The sequence below is a fragment of the Porphyrobacter sp. CACIAM 03H1 genome (genome assembly GCF_002215495.1).
Lineage (GTDB): Bacteria > Pseudomonadota > Alphaproteobacteria > Sphingomonadales > Sphingomonadaceae > Erythrobacter.
This window is the reverse complement of sequence record NZ_CP021378.1, coordinates 574,647-588,402: the sequence shown is the minus strand read 5'-3', so window position 1 is coordinate 588,402 and position 13,756 is coordinate 574,647. Positions and strand designations below refer to the sequence as shown.

At 68.7% G+C, this 13,756-nt stretch carries 19 protein-coding genes; 7 read left to right on the top strand and 12 right to left on the bottom strand.

Translation table 11 applies throughout. The annotated features are described in order from the left end of the window. Positions 1-70: 70 nt before the first annotated feature. The gene (locus tag CBR61_RS02875; protein ID WP_088913007.1) at positions 71-574 is read left to right on the top strand and encodes an MGMT family protein; all 504 of its coding nucleotides are present in this window, start codon (positions 71-73) and stop codon (positions 572-574) included. On the opposite strand, the gene purD is transcribed toward CBR61_RS02875, so the two are convergent. Further along, positions 571-1,854, bottom strand: a complete 1,284-nt coding sequence (purD, locus tag CBR61_RS02870) for a phosphoribosylamine--glycine ligase (protein WP_088915415.1) — start codon at positions 1,852-1,854, stop codon at positions 571-573. The genes CBR61_RS02875 and purD overlap by 4 nt on opposite strands. A 138-nt stretch (positions 1,855-1,992) precedes the next feature. Between purD and xseA the strand changes: the two genes are divergently transcribed. Genes xseA through CBR61_RS02855 form a run of 3 tightly spaced genes read left to right on the top strand, consistent with a single transcriptional unit; the run spans position 1,993 to position 4,708 of the window. Then, positions 1,993-3,435: an exodeoxyribonuclease VII large subunit gene (gene xseA / locus CBR61_RS02865; RefSeq protein WP_088913006.1), complete on the top strand. Its 1,443-nt coding sequence runs from the start codon at positions 1,993-1,995 to the stop codon at positions 3,433-3,435. 24 nt (positions 3,436-3,459) lie between these two features. Further along, entirely contained in the window at positions 3,460-3,663 is a 204-nt protein-coding gene (locus tag CBR61_RS02860; protein ID WP_088913005.1) for a DUF2093 domain-containing protein, read from the top strand. Positions 3,664-3,676: 13 nt separating this feature from the next. Next, positions 3,677-4,708: an esterase-like activity of phytase family protein gene (locus CBR61_RS02855; protein WP_088913004.1), complete on the top strand. Its 1,032-nt coding sequence runs from the start codon at positions 3,677-3,679 to the stop codon at positions 4,706-4,708. Positions 4,709-4,775: 67 nt separating this feature from the next. On the opposite strand, the gene rpmB is transcribed toward CBR61_RS02855, so the two are convergent. Further along, positions 4,776-5,063: a 50S ribosomal protein L28 gene (rpmB, locus tag CBR61_RS02850; protein ID WP_088913003.1), complete on the bottom strand. Its 288-nt coding sequence runs from the start codon at positions 5,061-5,063 to the stop codon at positions 4,776-4,778. A gap of 224 nt (positions 5,064-5,287) precedes the next feature. On the opposite strand from rpmB, the gene CBR61_RS02845 reads away from it, so the two are divergent. Further along, positions 5,288-5,533, top strand: coding sequence for a hypothetical protein (locus CBR61_RS02845; RefSeq protein WP_088913002.1), 246 nt, complete (start codon positions 5,288-5,290; stop codon positions 5,531-5,533). Between the two features lie 24 nt (positions 5,534-5,557). Next, positions 5,558-6,013, top strand: coding sequence for a tRNA adenosine(34) deaminase TadA (tadA, locus tag CBR61_RS02840; protein WP_233996823.1), 456 nt, complete (start codon positions 5,558-5,560; stop codon positions 6,011-6,013). A 10-nt stretch (positions 6,014-6,023) separates the two neighbouring features. Here tadA and CBR61_RS02835 read toward each other — a convergent pair whose 3' ends face one another. The 6 genes from CBR61_RS02835 to nadC all read right to left on the bottom strand — a co-directional run bounded on the left by CBR61_RS02835 (position 6,024) and on the right by nadC (position 9,438). Continuing rightward, entirely contained in the window at positions 6,024-6,410 is a 387-nt protein-coding gene (locus tag CBR61_RS02835) for a VOC family protein (RefSeq protein WP_088913001.1), read from the bottom strand. Positions 6,411-6,482: 72 nt separating this feature from the next. Continuing rightward, positions 6,483-6,809, bottom strand: a complete 327-nt coding sequence (locus CBR61_RS02830) for a membrane protease subunit (RefSeq protein WP_233996822.1) — start codon at positions 6,807-6,809, stop codon at positions 6,483-6,485. A 133-nt stretch (positions 6,810-6,942) separates the two neighbouring features. Further along, a complete protein-coding gene (locus CBR61_RS02825; RefSeq protein WP_088913000.1) occupies positions 6,943-7,647 on the bottom strand; it encodes a ribonuclease T in 705 nt (234 codons plus the stop codon). A gap of 12 nt (positions 7,648-7,659) precedes the next feature. Continuing rightward, a complete protein-coding gene (locus CBR61_RS02820) occupies positions 7,660-8,094 on the bottom strand; it encodes a hypothetical protein (RefSeq protein ID WP_157696472.1) in 435 nt (144 codons plus the stop codon). A 55-nt stretch (positions 8,095-8,149) separates the two neighbouring features. Beyond that, complete coding sequence (locus tag CBR61_RS02815; RefSeq protein ID WP_088912998.1) at positions 8,150-8,566, bottom strand: hypothetical protein; 417 nt, start codon at positions 8,564-8,566, stop codon at positions 8,150-8,152. Continuing rightward, positions 8,563-9,438: a carboxylating nicotinate-nucleotide diphosphorylase gene (nadC, locus tag CBR61_RS02810; RefSeq protein WP_088912997.1), complete on the bottom strand. Its 876-nt coding sequence runs from the start codon at positions 9,436-9,438 to the stop codon at positions 8,563-8,565. The genes CBR61_RS02815 and nadC overlap by 4 nt, the downstream gene beginning before the upstream one ends. 166 nt (positions 9,439-9,604) lie before the next feature. Here nadC and CBR61_RS02805 point away from each other — a divergent pair, with 166 nt between their 5' ends. Continuing rightward, positions 9,605-9,871, top strand: coding sequence for a TM2 domain-containing protein (locus tag CBR61_RS02805; protein WP_088912996.1), 267 nt, complete (start codon positions 9,605-9,607; stop codon positions 9,869-9,871). Positions 9,872-9,888: 17 nt separating this feature from the next. On the opposite strand, the gene CBR61_RS02800 is transcribed toward CBR61_RS02805, so the two are convergent. The 4 genes from CBR61_RS02800 to CBR61_RS02785 form a co-directional block, all read right to left on the bottom strand. Beyond that, a complete protein-coding gene (locus CBR61_RS02800; RefSeq protein WP_088912995.1) occupies positions 9,889-10,695 on the bottom strand; it encodes a LytR/AlgR family response regulator transcription factor in 807 nt (268 codons plus the stop codon). Next, positions 10,692-11,906 carry a sensor histidine kinase gene (locus tag CBR61_RS02795; RefSeq protein ID WP_088912994.1) on the bottom strand — a complete coding sequence of 405 codons (1,215 nt, stop codon included), beginning with the start codon at positions 11,904-11,906 and terminating at the stop codon, positions 10,692-10,694. Before CBR61_RS02795 ends, CBR61_RS02800 begins: the two co-directional genes overlap by 4 nt. A gap of 86 nt (positions 11,907-11,992) precedes the next feature. Further along, positions 11,993-13,006 (bottom strand): hypothetical protein, encoded by a 1,014-nt coding sequence (locus CBR61_RS02790; protein ID WP_233996821.1) that lies wholly within the window; start codon positions 13,004-13,006, stop codon positions 11,993-11,995. Between the two features lie 10 nt (positions 13,007-13,016). Then, a complete protein-coding gene (locus CBR61_RS02785) occupies positions 13,017-13,724 on the bottom strand; it encodes a DsbA family protein (protein WP_088912993.1) in 708 nt (235 codons plus the stop codon). Positions 13,725-13,756: the final 32 nt, after the last annotated feature.

Here is a 13,756-nt window from a genome sequence, read left to right as displayed (position 1 = left end):
CAAACCGCTCTTATTCTCCCGCCCGCCCGCGCACGATAAACCGCGGGCGAATCAGGAGAAGGAGTGCCCGATGGCCAAGCGCAAGACTGCCCTCGACCACCTCAACAGCGGCCGAGAGCCGCATATCGTCCACATGATCCCGCCCGGTGCACCCGGCTACCGCGAGGCGGGCGGCGGGGCGATGGTCGTCTCCAGCCCGGCCGAGGTGAATGCGCTGGTGCGCACCCTTGCGGAGGGGGAAATCGTGACGCTCGACGACCTGCGCGCCGCCCTCGCACGGCGGCACAAGGTGGCGGTCGCCTGTCCGGTCTCGACCGCGATCTTCCTGAACATGGCCGCCCGCGCCGCAGAGGAACAGCGCCCTTTCCTGCCCGAGGAGGAGCTGACCCCGTGGTGGCGGGTGCTGAAGAAGGGCGGGTTCCTCAACCCCAAATACCCCGGCGGCACCGAGGCCCAGCAGGCGCTGCTCGAAGCCGAGGGCGTGCGCGTCTCACCACTGCGGCGCAAGCCTGCGGTGTTCGACTATGCGGACCGCACGCCCCGCGACCCGATCGAGGAACGCGCGGGGCGCTAGGCGTTGCGGGCGGCCTCGCGGGCCACTTCCTTTTGGCCGATATCGCGGCGGCAGAAGCCGGTGGGGAAGGTGATCGCATCGACGGCGGCATAGGCCTTGGCCTGCGCCTCCGTCACGCTTGCGCCGGTCGCCGTCACGTTGAGCACCCGCCCGCCGTTCGCGACCAGCGCGCCCTCCTTCAGCGCGGTTCCGGCATGGAAGACCTTGGCGCCCTCGGCTTCCGCCGCACCGAGGTCGATCGCGCCGCCCATCTCGGGCGTGCCGGGATAGCCCCTCGCCGCCATCACCACCGTGAGCGCGGTCTCGTCGTGGAAGGCGACGCGGGTCCCTTCGAGGCTGCCTTGCGCACAGGCGAGCATGATCGCGGCAAGATCGCTCTCCAACCGCATCATCAGCACCTGGCATTCGGGATCGCCGAAGCGGGCGTTGTATTCGATCAGCTTCGGCCCCTCTGCGGTGAGCATGAGGCCCGCATAGAGCACGCCTTGATAGGGATTCCCCTCCTCGCGCATGGTGCGCACGGTCGGCTCGACGATCTCGGCCATGACGCGGGCCTGCAATTCGGGCGTAAGCACCGGGGCGGGGGAATAGGCGCCCATCCCGCCAGTGTTGGGTCCGGTGTCGCCGTCGCCGACGCGCTTGTGATCCTGCGCGCTGCCGAAGGGGACGATGGTGGTGCCGTCGGTGAGGGCGAAGAAGCTCGCCTCCTCGCCCTCCATAAATTCCTCGATCACCACTTGCGCGCCCGCGCCGCCGAAGCCGCCGCCGAACATGTCGGCGAGCGTCTCCTCGGCCTCGGCGAGGCTCGCGGCGATCACCACCCCCTTGCCCGCCGCCAAGCCATCGGCCTTGAGCACATAGGGCGCTTGGAACTTGGCGAGGGCGACGCGCGCTTCCTCGAGCGATGCGGTGCGCACGTAACCGGCGGTGGGAATGCCTGCGCGGGCGCACAGGTCCTTGGTGAAGCCCTTGGAGCCCTCGAGCTGCGCGGCGGCCTTGGAGGGGCCGAACACCGGCACGCCGGCGGCGCGCAGGCTGTCGGAAAGCCCGTCGACCAGCGGCGCCTCGGGGCCGATCACGACGAGGTCGATGGCCTTGTCGCCGCAGAAGGCGATCACCGCGGCATGATCGGTCACCTCCAGCGCCACTACCTCGGCCTCCTCGGCGATGCCGGGATTTCCGGGCGCGGCATAGAGGGTGCCGCGCAGGCTCGGCGATTGGCGCAATTGCCAGGCCAGCGCGTGCTCGCGACCTCCGGAACCGAGGAGAAGGATGTTCATCTGCGAAACCTCGCGCAAAAGACAGGACAGCGCTTCGACAAGCTCGGCGCGAACGGGTATTGAGTCGGCCCATATCCGTTCGCCCCGAGCCTGTCGAAGGGCCGTCCTTCTTTGGACACAGCTAAGCGTCGTGCACCAATGTCAGACCTGATCGCCAATCCCAAGCCCGGGGACAACGCCCAGCCGCTCACGATCAGCGAGATATCCGCGCTGCTCAAGCGCACGGTCGAGGACCGCTTCGGCTTCGTGCGGCTGCGCGGCGAACTTTCGGGGGTGAAGCGCGCCGCCTCGGGGCACTTCTACTGCTGCCTCAAGGACGAGGGCGCGGTGATCGACGGGGTGATGTGGAAGGGCAACGCCGCCCGCCTCAATTTCCGCGCCGAGGATGGCCTCGAGGTGATCGCCACCGGCAAGCTCACCACCTACCCCGGGCGGTCGAAATACCAGATCGTGATCGACAGTCTCGAACTGGCCGGAGAGGGCGCGCTGCTGGCGCTGCTCGAAAAGACCCGGACGCGGCTCGCCGCCGAGGGGCTGTTCGCGGCGGAGCGCAAGCGGGCGCTGCCCTTCCTGCCGCAGGTGATCGGCGTCGTCACGTCGCCGACGGGGGCGGTGATCCGCGACATCCTCCATCGCCTCGCCGACCGCTTCCCCAGCCACGTGCTCGTCTGGCCGGTGTTGGTGCAGGGGCAGGGCGCGGCCGAGCAGGTCGCAGCGGCGGTGCGCGGGTTCTCCGCGCTCCAGCCTGGCGGCCCGGTTCCGCAACCCGACGTGGTGATCGTCGCGCGCGGGGGCGGCTCGATCGAGGACCTGTGGAGCTTCAACGAGGAAGCGGTGGTGCGCGCCATCGCCGAATGCACCATCCCCGTGATCAGCGCCGTGGGGCACGAGACCGACACCACGCTCGCGGATTTCGCCGCCGACCGGCGCGCGCCCACCCCCACCGCTGCCGCCGAGATGGCCGTGCCGGTGCGCGCCGACCTCGCCTTCACCCTCGCCGACCTTGCCCAGCGCCAGCGCCGCGCGGTCTATCGCCCGGTCGAGCTGGGGCGTGAGAGGCTCGCCGCCCGTGTGCGGCTGCTGCCCCGGCCCGAGAACCTGCTCGCACCCCAGGCCCAGCGGCTCGACGATTTGTCGGAGCGCCTGCGCCGCGCGCTCGGCGACCGTTCGGCCAAGGGGCGCGAACGGCTCGCCGGGGTCGCCGCGCGCCTTTCGCCGAGCCTGCTCTTGCGCAGCGCCGCCGAGGCGCAGCGGCGGCTCGACCGTGCGCGCCTCTCGCCCGTCCTCGTCGAACGCCCCCTGCGCGAGGGCGCGCACCGCCTCGCCGCGCTCACCCGGGTGATGAGCCAGCTCCATCCCGAAAAGCCGCTGGAGCGCGGCTATGCCATCATCCGCGGCGCCGGGGGCCGGGCGCTCACCACCCGCACCGAGGCCGCAGGCGAGGCGCGCCTGCTCCTGCAATGGCGCGACGGGACGCTCGCCGCCGTGCCCGAGGGCGCAGCCCCGCCCCCGCCTGCGCCTCCGCCCCGCAAGCCCGCGAAATCGGCGCCGCCGCCCGCCCAAGATGATTTGTTCGGCTAGCTGCTCGGTGCTATCAGGGGGCCCATGCTGATGACTCCCTCCGACAAGGTCGCCAAGCTCTACTACGGTCCCTCCAGCTTCCGGGTGCTGCGCCCGGGGAGCCACGTGCTCTGCGCGGTGACGGGCGAGGCGATCCCGCTGCCCGAACTGCGCTACTGGAGCGCCGAGCGGCAGGAGGCCTACGCCTCGCCCGAGATCGCCACGCGCCGCCTGCTCGGCCTCGCCTGATCCCAGCGCATCGATGATCCCCGACGCCCCCCGCGCGCGGCGCACCGGGCACGTGCGGGCGCTGCGCCTGTTCGGGATCGCGGTGGTGGCGCTGGCCCTCGCACCGGGGACCTTCCTGCGTGCGCCCGGCCAGCTGCGCAGCGATCCGGCCCAGATCGCCGTCACGCCGCGGATCGCTCAAGGGAAGGTGGCGGGCGAGCTGGGCCAACCCGACGGCGTCTGGGAACTGACGTCCCCGCAGGGCTTCTTCGGCGGCTTTTCCGCGCTCGTGGCGGGAGAGGGTCCGGCGCTGATCGCGGGGAGCGACCGCGGCTTCCTGCTCGACATCGATCTGGCTGGGGAGGCGCCCCGCCCTGTCCTTGCCAGCTTCCGCTTCGTCGGGATCAGCACCCGAGGTCGCAAGGAATTCGTCGATCTCGAGGCACTGGCGCGCGACCCGGTGACCGGCACGCTGTGGGCGGCCTTCGAGCATGACAATCTCGTCATGCGCTTCCCGCGGCAGGGCGGACGCAGCGTCCATGCCCCGCCGGACATCGCGGATTGGAGCGCCAACAGCGGGCCCGAGACGATGGAGCGGCTCGCCGACGGGCGCTTTCTGATGATTGCCGAGGGCAACATCGGCGGCGACCGCCGGTTGCACGATGCGCTGCTGTATCCGGGCGATCCGGGCGAGAGCGGAACGCCGCCGCTGGCCTTCCGCTTCCTTGGCCCGGCCAACTTCAATCCGGTCGACGCCACCCAGCTGCCCGATGGGCGGGTGCTGATCCTCTTGAGGCAGGTCGATTACAGGATCCCGGCGAGGTTCAGCGCCGCGATCGCGATTGCCGATCCGCGCAGGATCCGCGCGGGCGCCGCGTGGGAGGCGCGCCTCGTCGCGCAGATGCAAGACGGCATCCTTGCGGAGAATTTCGAGGGGATCGCCTATGTTCCCTCGGTCGCCGACCCGCGCAAGGGTAGCGTCTGGCTGATCTCGGACGACAATTTCTCGATCTTCCAGCGCACGCTGCTGGTGCGCTTCGCCTGGGACGGTTCGATCGCGCCATAACGAAAAAGCGCCCGGAGGTCCGGACGCTTGATCGATTCGCCTTCACCCTGGACGGGCGGGCGGAAAATCAGGCCGCGGCCTGGGCCTTGATCAGTTCGCGCTTCACCTTCAGCGCGTTGGCCGAGAGCTTTTCGTCGCTGGTCTTGAGCAGCCAGTTGTCGAGCCCGCCATTGTGCTCGACCGAGCGCAGGCCGTGGGTCGAAACGCGGAACTTGAAGCTGCGCTCGAGCTTTTCGCTCATCAGCGTCACGTTCTGCAGGTTGGGCAGGAAGACGCGCTTGGTCTTGTTGTTGGCGTGGCTCACGTTGTGGCCGACCTGGCGGCCCTTGCCGGTCAGTTCGCAGATGCGCGACATGGTGTGTCTCTTCTCGTAAAAGTCGGTTCTAGCCGGGAAAGCGGCGCGCATAACGGGGCAGACCCGAATCGTCAAGCAGGATGCGCTCCCCCGGCCAGCCGGGCGGCTGCCGGGGTGCCAAGCCTAACCCATGTGATGGCCTGCAATCGCACCGTCTTCTGCATTCGCGGCCGACCTGACGGGGGCGATGCCCGCATTGTCAGGCCTCAAGGAGAACCACAATCATGAAGCGCATCATCATCACCAGCCTCATCGCCCCCTTGGCAATCGGCCTTGCCGCGTGCGATGTCGACCAGACGCAGGAAGGCGAGATGCCCGAAGTCGAGGTGACGGGTGGCCAGATGCCGGAATACGACGTCGAGACCGCCGACGTCGATGTCGGCACCGAGGAAAAGACGGTCGAGGTTCCGGATGTCGATATCACCATGCCCGATGCCGAAGGCACGCCGGCAACCGGCAACGAGGAGTAATCCTGCCGGCCACGGGCGCGGGGCATGAGCGGGCGGACATTCCGCAGCTTCATGCCCCGCGCCCTCGCCGCCGCGCGCGCCGCCGCCGCGGCCGGCGAGGTGCCGATCGGCGCGGTGGTCGTGAAGGACGGCGAAGTGATCGCCGAGGCGCATAACGCACCGCGCGGCTCCCACGATCCCACCGCCCATGCCGAGATCCTCGCGATCCGCCGCGCCGCCGAGGTGCTCGGCGATGAACGCCTGACGGGCTGCGAGCTGTGGGTCACGCTGGAGCCTTGCGCGATGTGCGCGGGCGCCATTGCCCATGCGCGGATCGCGCGGCTCTATTACGCCGCGAGCGACCCCAAGGGCGGCGCGATCGAGCAGGGCGCGCGGGTGTTCGACCACCCGCAATGCCTCCACCGCCCCGAGGTCTATACCGGGATCGGCGAGGAGGAGGCGGCCGATTTGCTCAGGGCGTTCTTCAGGGAGCGGCGTTAGGCCCCCAGCGTCAGTCCACCGGCGGCACTCCGCGAGGGTAGTAGCTGATTTCCACCCTCAGGCCGTCCGGATCGGGCACGAACAGGGCAGTGATGCCCGGCTCGAAATGCTGGAGCCGCGCCTCAATGCCTGCCGCCTCCAGCTCGGCCGCGAGCGCCTTGACCGCCGCCGCGCTCGGGGCGGAAAAGCCGAAATGGTTGAGGCCGGGGGCATAGCGGCCATAGTCCCCCGTCCCCTCCTTCGCCTTGCCGAACTGGATGTGCAGCCCGGCCGCGTTTGCCCAGATGCCGCGCTTCTTCTGCACGAAACCTATGCGCGGCAGCAGGAAGCCGTAGAAGGCGGCGGCCTGGTCCGGATCGCGCGACAGGATGGTGAGGTGATCGAGCGCGTAGCTCATGCGCCGCTCCTTCGGGGCAGGTTGGTGGGTCCCGCAAAGATATGGAATGTAGCGGTTATTACAACAACCTGCTCACTCCTGCGCGGGTGCTGGCCTCGGTCGCAGCCGCCCGGCCTCGAGGATCGGCAGGCCGCCCTCGGTCGGGACATATATGATCTGCCCCTGCGACTGCGCGAGGTGCTCGATATAGAGATAGCGCAGATAGCCCTCCGGCCCGCCCAGACCGTCGGCGACGATGCGGTTGGCCTCGGCCACGCCCTTGGCGCGCTCGACCTCGGCCCGCGCAAGCAGCTTGGCGCTTTCCAGCTTGGCCTCGGCCTCGAGGGTGGCGATCTGGCGGTTCTGGCGCGCCTGGGCGAGTTCGGCCTCGCCGGCGGTCTCCGCGTTCCAGACGCGCACCGAGTTGTAGGCTGCGCAGGACCCGAGCCCGCCTCAGACGACGACGATCAGCAGGAACAGGATGCCCAGCGCGAGGGACCAGACGGAATTCGTGGCATTCATGAGGGTTGCAACTCCTGATGGGAAAGAACGGTCACAAACCGCGCCAGATCTGCGCTGGCGTGTTGTCCTTCGCACCCCGCCTCGCGGGCGGACAGCGCACCGGGTGGAAGGTCTTGGAATAGCAAAGACGAATCTCCTCGAGCCAGCCGCGCGGGGAGAGCATCACTGCGATTGCCGCCTCGGGCCATTCCGGATTGGCATCGGCGAAGGCGGCGCGAATGCGGCCTGCGGTCAGCCCCTCCTCGCGGCTGATGCGGTCGTAATCGGGCAGGCGCAGGCCCGAACGCAGGATGCGGATCACCTTGAGGTAGTTCGCGGGGCGCTTGACCATGCAGGCGCCGTGCTTCGCCCATTGGCGCGCGACGAGGCGCTCGGAGGGCATCAGGCACATCGCCCCGCGGATATCGGCGGGGGTGAGGGCCGTGCGAGCCTCGCACCATTGCGGCCAGTCCCGTGCGCCTTCGGGCCTGAGTCCGTGGACGACGAGGCCGAAGCGGCCCTGCTTGCCCGCGCACTGGAAGGTGTGGGAGCGATCTCGGCTGCGCGGCTTGCAGAACTCGGGCGACCAGCTCAGCGCGAGGGTGTAGCCTGTCACCGGCAGAACCCGGCGCGGGCCGTCGGGGACGATGCGCGGCACGCTCGCCACCTGCGGGGCGCGGCACTGGTAGGCCTGCGCGAGCGCAGGGGCGGGCAGCAGCGCGGCCAGCGCCGCCACTCCCGCGAACCCCGCCCTCACGCCGCGGCGCGCCTATTCGAAGGCGGCCGGGTCCATGCCCTTCGGCCCGTGCTCGAACCACGCCTTGGCATCGGGCCGGAACAGGAACCAGAGGGCGGCGATCTGCATCACCGTGATCGCCACCGCGATGACCGCCTGCACCAGCGGCACCGCTGCCAGACCCAGCGGCATCATCAGCGTGCCGATCAGGGTCAGCACCAGCAGGATCCACTTGGCGATGTTCGAGGCCCGGCGCGAGATGAAGAACCACAGCAGCAGCGAGATGGCGAAGCCGAAGGCGGTGGCAGCGAGCATGAAGCCGGGACCCGCCATGCCCGCGGCGGCCACCGCCGGATCGGCCTCAAGCTGCGCCATGGTGTTGTCGTAGTTCAGCACGGTGTTGGCGATCCCCAGCGCCATCGCGCCGAGGTAGAGCTGGTCGAATTTCGTGATGGAAGCCGGTCGCATGAACATCCCCTCTTCAGCAACAACGGGGGCAAGCTAACATGCGGTGAACACAAGTCTATTCGAAAATGGCAGGACCGTCTTGCTCCGGCTCCGGCACGCGTGCGAACCAGCGTCCGGCCTGCGCGGTGAGCAGGCTCGCCATCGCGACCGCGACAAGCAGCGCGCCGGTCAGCGCGGCCGGATCGAGCATCGCCAGCCGCAGCGCGCCGAAGCCCAGCACCAGCCAGCGCGCGAAGGGCGCGGCGAAGAGGTAGATCCACACCAGCGGGATCAGCGCGATCGTGAATTCGGCCGACAGCGCGACGATGGTCCAGTCGCGGTCCCACGCGAACCACGGCAGATGGGCGGCATAGGCGCTCTGGGCGCGCGTCAGGTCGTCGAGCCCGCGCACCAGCCGCAGCAGCGCCGCAGCGAGGAAGGCCGCGGCGAAGACGCGGATCGCCAGCGGTCTGGGCCCCCGCGCAAGCTTCACAGCGGCTTGAAATCCAGTCCGATATCGGCGGCCGGCGCGCTCTGGGTGAGGCGCCCGACCGAGATGTAGTCCACCCCGCTCGCCGCTTTCGCGGCGATGGTGTCGAGGTTGACACCCCCACTCGCCTCGGTCGGAACGCGGCCTGCAACCAGTTCGACGGCCTCCGCGAGGGTGGCCGGGTCCATGTTGTCGAGCAGCAGGTGATGGGCGCCAGCCGCCAGCGCGGGTTCGATCTGGTCGAGGCTATCCACCTCGCAGATGATCCTCTCGACCCCCGCTTCGCGCGCGCGCCGCACGGCCTCGCCGACGCTGCCGGCGACCGCGACGTGATTGTCCTTGATCATCGCCGCGTCCCACAGCCCCATGCGGTGGTTCTGCGCCCCGCCCTGACGGGTGGCATATTTCTCGAGGAACCTGAGGCCCGGAATGGTCTTGCGGGTATCGAGCAATGTGCAGGCCGGATTGCCCCCGGGGCCGCGCATGGCGGTGACATAGGCTTGCGTCAGCGTGGCGATGCCTGAGAGGTGCTGGACGATATTGAGGGCGCTGCGCTCCGCCGTCAGCAGCGCGCGCGCCCGGCCCTCGATCCGCATCAGGTCCGTGCCGGCGGGCACCTTGTCGCCATCGTGCACGAGGCTGTCGATGGCGCAGTCGGGATCGAGATGGCGGAAGAACGCCTCGGCCAGCGGCAGCCCCGCAACGGTGATCGCATCCCGGCTGTCCATGACGCCGGAGAAGCGGGCTTCGGCGGGGATCACGCTTTCGGAGGTCACATCCCGCCCCCCGCCGGAAAGGCCCTCGCCGAGATCCTCGGCAAGCGTCGCGCGGACGAAGGCGGCGAGATCAAAGCCGGGAAGGACAAAATCGGTCATAGGTTCAAACCGTTAGCTGATTGTCAGTTGTTTGACGGCATGTCATGCAATATCCTTCTACCAAGCCAGCCGGAAACAGGAATGGCAAACGCAGGTGGAGAGGGCGCAAGGCGTGGACTCGCATGACGACGAGTGCCGGAGAATCCCGTTCAGCCTTCAACAGAAGATGCTGATCGATTTCCAAGTTGCCGCGCATAGGCCGAGCAAGCTGGCGGCCTACCTTCTTTGCGTCTTCCTCGGAGTGCTGGGTGCGCACCGCTTCTATCTCGGTGAACGGAAGACCGCGATCGTGATGCTCGGCATCGGCATCACGATCATCGGCCTTCCGGTCACCGCGGTCTGGGCGGTCACCGACCTGTTCCGCATCCCCGCCATGATCCGCCAGCGCGACGAGGAGACCCGCAAGCGCCTGACGGCCGAGGCCGCGGAATAGGCTGTGCCTCGCGCGGATCAGTGGACGAAGCGCGCCACCACGTCGCGATAGGAGCGCGACACCTTCACCTCGGCGCCGCTGTCCAGCACCAGGAAGCATTCACCGTTGGTGTGGGGCTTCACCTGCCGGACGAGGTCGAGGTTGACGATGGTGCTGCGGTGCACGCGCTGGAACTTGCGCGGATCGAGGCGGCGCTCGAGATCCTTCATCGTCTCGCGCAGCACCAGCGAATTGTCGCCGGTGGAGATGATCATGTAGTCGCCCGCAGCCTCGATATGCTCGATCGTGTCGACTTCGACACGGAAAATCTGGCCGCGGTCCTTGACGTTGATGAGCTTCTCGAAGCGGTCCGCGCTTTCTGCCGCCGGGGTGGCGGTCTCGACGAAATCCGCCGCGCGCTCGGGCGCGATTTCCGAGAGCACTTCGAGCAATTGCCCGGCATCCTCGGACGATTTCTTCTCGGCAAGGCGCTGGCGAACGCGCTCGATGGTGTCAGCAAGCTTCTGTTCGTCGACCGGCTTCATCAGGTAGTTGACCGCGTTCGCCTCGAAGGCGCGGATCGCGTGTTCCTCGTAGGCCGTGACGAAGACGAACAGCGGCGGTTCGATCTCCATCACGCCCTTGACGACCGAAAAGCCGTCGAAGCCGGGCATCTGGATGTCGAGGAAGACGAGATCGGGCTTCTCGGTCTTGATCTTGCGGATCGCCTCGCGGCCGTTGGCGCAGGTGTCGATGATCTCCACGTCCTCGAAGGCCTGGAGCCGGAGCTGCAGGCCCTGGATCGCGAGCTTCTCGTCGTCGACAAGGATGGTTCTGATGGTCATGCGGTTGTTCCGATGGTTCTTATGGGGGGGTTGAGGGGGATGATGTTGTCGCCCCCGCCGCTTGGGGCAGTCCCGACTGCCACGGCGGGTGCTGTCGCTTCCCCGGCTCTCGCGGCCGGTGTGAAGGGAATCTCGATCAGCACAGTGAAGCCGCCCCCAGCTTCGGATCTCGTTTCGAACAGGTGTTGGTCGCCATAGGCCTGCGCCAGGCGGTTGCGGATGTTGGCGAGGCCGACGCCGGTGGAGACCGGGCGACCCGGCACCGGATCACCCGTCACGGCACGCGGCGTGTCGTCGGCACCAGGTCCGGTGTCCTCGACCGTCAGCCGCAGTCGCTCGCCGATGACCCGCGCGGTGAGCGCGATCTGCGCGCCTTCCTCCTGCGGGCTGACGGCATACTTGATCGCGTTCTCGACCAGCGGTTGCAGCAGCATCGCCGGAAGCTGCGCCTGGAGCGCGGCGTCCTCGATCTCGAAATGGGTGCGCAGGCGTTCTTCAAAGCGCATCCGCTCGATGTCGAGGTAGAGCTGAAGCGTCTCGATCTCCTGAGCCAGCGTGACCTGGCTGCCGGGCTCGGCGATCAGGGTGTGGCGCAGGAAGCCGGACAGGCGCGTGAGCATAGCGTTGGCGGGCTCGGTCTGCTTCAGCAGCACCAGCGTGCTAATCGAATTCAGGGTGTTGAACAGGAAATGCGGATTGAGCTGGTAGCGCAGCATGGCAAGCTGCGCCGCGGTGGCCTGCGCCTCCAGCCGCTCGAGCCGGTCGGCCTGCTGTTCCACCGTCAGGAAGAAGTTGATCGCGTAGTAGAGCGCGCTCCACCCGCCAAGCAGGGTCATCGGCAGGTAGAGCAGGCCGATCAGGCGCTGGACGAAGCTGTCGCGGCCGCCGCCGGTATACACCCCCTGCACCCAAGCATCGATCGAGGCGTGGAGCAACACCGCGACAAACAGCACCAGCGCGGTCACCCCCCACGTCACCAGCGGCTGCTGGCGGATCAGCTGGCGATAGATCACCGAAAGGATCAGGCTGATCGAAAAGCCGGTGATGGTGGTGACAAGGATCAGCGCAAGAACCGCAAGTTCCTGCTTGTTGGCCAGCGCCGAGACCGCGCGCAGCAGGAACGCCGCGCCCCAGCCCGCCAGCTGGAGGTTCCAGAACGCCCGATTCTTGCTCGCGAAGAACGGCGCCGCCTGGATCTGGAGCACTGCCATAGACGCGACGGTCTAGCTCATTTCGTCGCAGAGGGCACCGCAAATCGCGTCTGCCGCCGCTGGCTCGCCACGGCTCGGCGCAAGGCTCAACGGCTCGCGGCGCGGCGAGGGCCGCTCGCCGAGTCTATCTCGCGGCGGAAATGCAAGCGCCAGTCGGCGCGGCCCTCGCGCGCCATGAGCGCCTTCACCAGCACCGCCTCGGCGGCGATCGCCTCGGCGCGCTCGTCCCAGCCGTCATGCCCGTAGCGCATCCGGAGGCCCGAATCGTGGGCCGATCCCCAGCGGGTCATGAAGGTCACGCCCGCCTCGGGATCGTAGCCGGCATTGGCAAGCAGCCAGGGGATCAGCCGGTCGGCCTCGCGCTCGATCCGCCGCACCAGCTTCGCCCTGCGCCCGTTGCGGTCGAGCCAGGCGTCGTGGCCGAGGACATTGTGCGCCAGCTCGTGCGCGACGAGTGCGGCGAAGACCGGCTCCTCGGCATAGGCGAAGGCGGGAAAGCCGATGCCGATCACCACCCGCGTGCCGTCGGCGACCGCCTTGCCCCCCTCGCCCATCAGTTCGAAGCGGGTGGCGCAGACCTCGGCCGGGGTCACGCGCGCCTCGCTCCCGTCGGCAAAGCCGACCGCTATACCGCCGTGTTCGGTCAGCATCGCCTCTACGTGGTCGTGCGCGCGGGCGAGCCGCTGCCAGTCCATCGCCCCGCCCGCAGACCAGCCATTGGGATCGAAGCGTTCGAGCCGCACCACCTCGCGGTTGCGGGTGAAGGCCCCCGAAAGCGCGGCAGGCGATCCGCGCGCGGCAGTCTGGACCGCGAAATCGGCCGCAAGGCCCAGCGCGTCGCGGGCGATGGCGGGCGCGCCGTAGCTCGCCATGTCCTGCAATTGCAGCCCGATCGAGGGCACGACCTTTGGGCAGAACGGCGCATTGCCGCGCGCGAGCTGCCATCCCACGTCCTGGAGCCGCTGGTCGGCATCCTGGTAGCGGGCGATGGCGGCGCGTTCGGCGGCGTAGTCGACGCGTGGCGGAGGGGCGGCCTGTGCGGCGAGCGGCCCGCAGCACAGTCCCGCCGCCAGCAATCCGAAAAGCGCAAGTGCGCGCATCGCGGCTGCCTCAGCCCGCCTCGCCCGTCTTGGCGAGTGCGGCCTTCAGCCTCTCGTAGCCGACCGCGCCGCCGAAAGGCGTCTTGCCCGCGATCCATGCCGGCGTCCCGGTGAAGCCCAGCGCGCGGGCATGGTCGAGATTGCGCGCGATCTCGGTCGAGACCGCCTCGGAGGCGGCGTCACGCTGCGCGCGCTCCATGTCGAGCCCCGCCTTGCGCGCCGCCGCCTCGACATCGCCGGTGGCGAACATCGCATCGTGGAAGGCGCGATACTTGCCCTGAAGCCCGGCCGCGAGGGCCATGCGCGAGGCGACGTCGGAGCCTTCGAAGATCGGCCATTCGCGGATCACGACCTTCAGATCGGGGTCCTCGGCGATCAGCCGGTTCACGTCCTTGAGGCTCGCCTCGCAATAGGGGCAATTGTAATCGGTGAACTCGACCAGCACTGTCTTGCCGTTCGGGTTGCCGAGCACCACGCCCGGGAAGGGCTCGAACACCGCGCCCCCCATCTGAGCGAGGCGCTTGCCGGCCTCTTGTTCCTCGTAGGCCTGCGCCATCTGCGGCAGCAGGTCGGGGTTACCCAGCAGGAAGGCGCGGGTGCGGTTGTCGGCAAGCCCCGAGTAGGACCACGCCGCCGCGCCGAGAAAGCCGAAGACCAGCGCCATCAGCGCGGTCAGCAGGGTGTTGCGCAGGGACGAGGGGGCAGGGTCGGCGGACATGGCGGTTCCGTGAGCGTGAGGCGGATGACAGC

What these genes read in the sequence shown, in the direction of transcription:
- CBR61_RS02795 (WP_088912994.1), bottom strand. Translation starts at nt 11,906, where the DNA reads ATGGCAGTGCTCCAGATCCAGGCGGCGCCGTTCTTCGCGAGCAAGAAT.
- CBR61_RS02805 (WP_088912996.1), top strand. Translation starts at nt 9,605, where the DNA reads ATGCTGATCGATTTCCAAGTTGCCGCGCATAGGCCGAGCAAGCTGGCG.
- CBR61_RS02790 (WP_233996821.1), bottom strand. Translation starts at nt 13,006, where the DNA reads ATGCGCGCACTTGCGCTTTTCGGATTGCTGGCGGCGGGACTGTGCTGC.
- xseA (WP_088913006.1), top strand. Translation starts at nt 1,993, where the DNA reads ATGTCAGACCTGATCGCCAATCCCAAGCCCGGGGACAACGCCCAGCCG.
- purD (WP_088915415.1), bottom strand. Translation starts at nt 1,854, where the DNA reads ATGAACATCCTTCTCCTCGGTTCCGGAGGTCGCGAGCACGCGCTGGCC.
- tadA (WP_233996823.1), top strand. Translation starts at nt 5,558, where the DNA reads ATGAGCGGGCGGACATTCCGCAGCTTCATGCCCCGCGCCCTCGCCGCC.
- CBR61_RS02860 (WP_088913005.1), top strand. Translation starts at nt 3,460, where the DNA reads ATGCTGATGACTCCCTCCGACAAGGTCGCCAAGCTCTACTACGGTCCC.
- CBR61_RS02855 (WP_088913004.1), top strand. Translation starts at nt 3,677, where the DNA reads ATGATCCCCGACGCCCCCCGCGCGCGGCGCACCGGGCACGTGCGGGCG.
- CBR61_RS02785 (WP_088912993.1), bottom strand. Translation starts at nt 13,724, where the DNA reads ATGTCCGCCGACCCTGCCCCCTCGTCCCTGCGCAACACCCTGCTGACC.
- CBR61_RS02800 (WP_088912995.1), bottom strand. Translation starts at nt 10,695, where the DNA reads ATGACCATCAGAACCATCCTTGTCGACGACGAGAAGCTCGCGATCCAG.
- nadC (WP_088912997.1), bottom strand. Translation starts at nt 9,438, where the DNA reads ATGACCGATTTTGTCCTTCCCGGCTTTGATCTCGCCGCCTTCGTCCGC.
- CBR61_RS02820 (WP_157696472.1), bottom strand. Translation starts at nt 8,094, where the DNA reads ATGCGACCGGCTTCCATCACGAAATTCGACCAGCTCTACCTCGGCGCG.
- CBR61_RS02845 (WP_088913002.1), top strand. Translation starts at nt 5,288, where the DNA reads ATGAAGCGCATCATCATCACCAGCCTCATCGCCCCCTTGGCAATCGGC.
- rpmB (WP_088913003.1), bottom strand. Translation starts at nt 5,063, where the DNA reads ATGTCGCGCATCTGCGAACTGACCGGCAAGGGCCGCCAGGTCGGCCAC.
- CBR61_RS02835 (WP_088913001.1), bottom strand. Translation starts at nt 6,410, where the DNA reads ATGAGCTACGCGCTCGATCACCTCACCATCCTGTCGCGCGATCCGGAC.
- CBR61_RS02875 (WP_088913007.1), top strand. Translation starts at nt 71, where the DNA reads ATGGCCAAGCGCAAGACTGCCCTCGACCACCTCAACAGCGGCCGAGAG.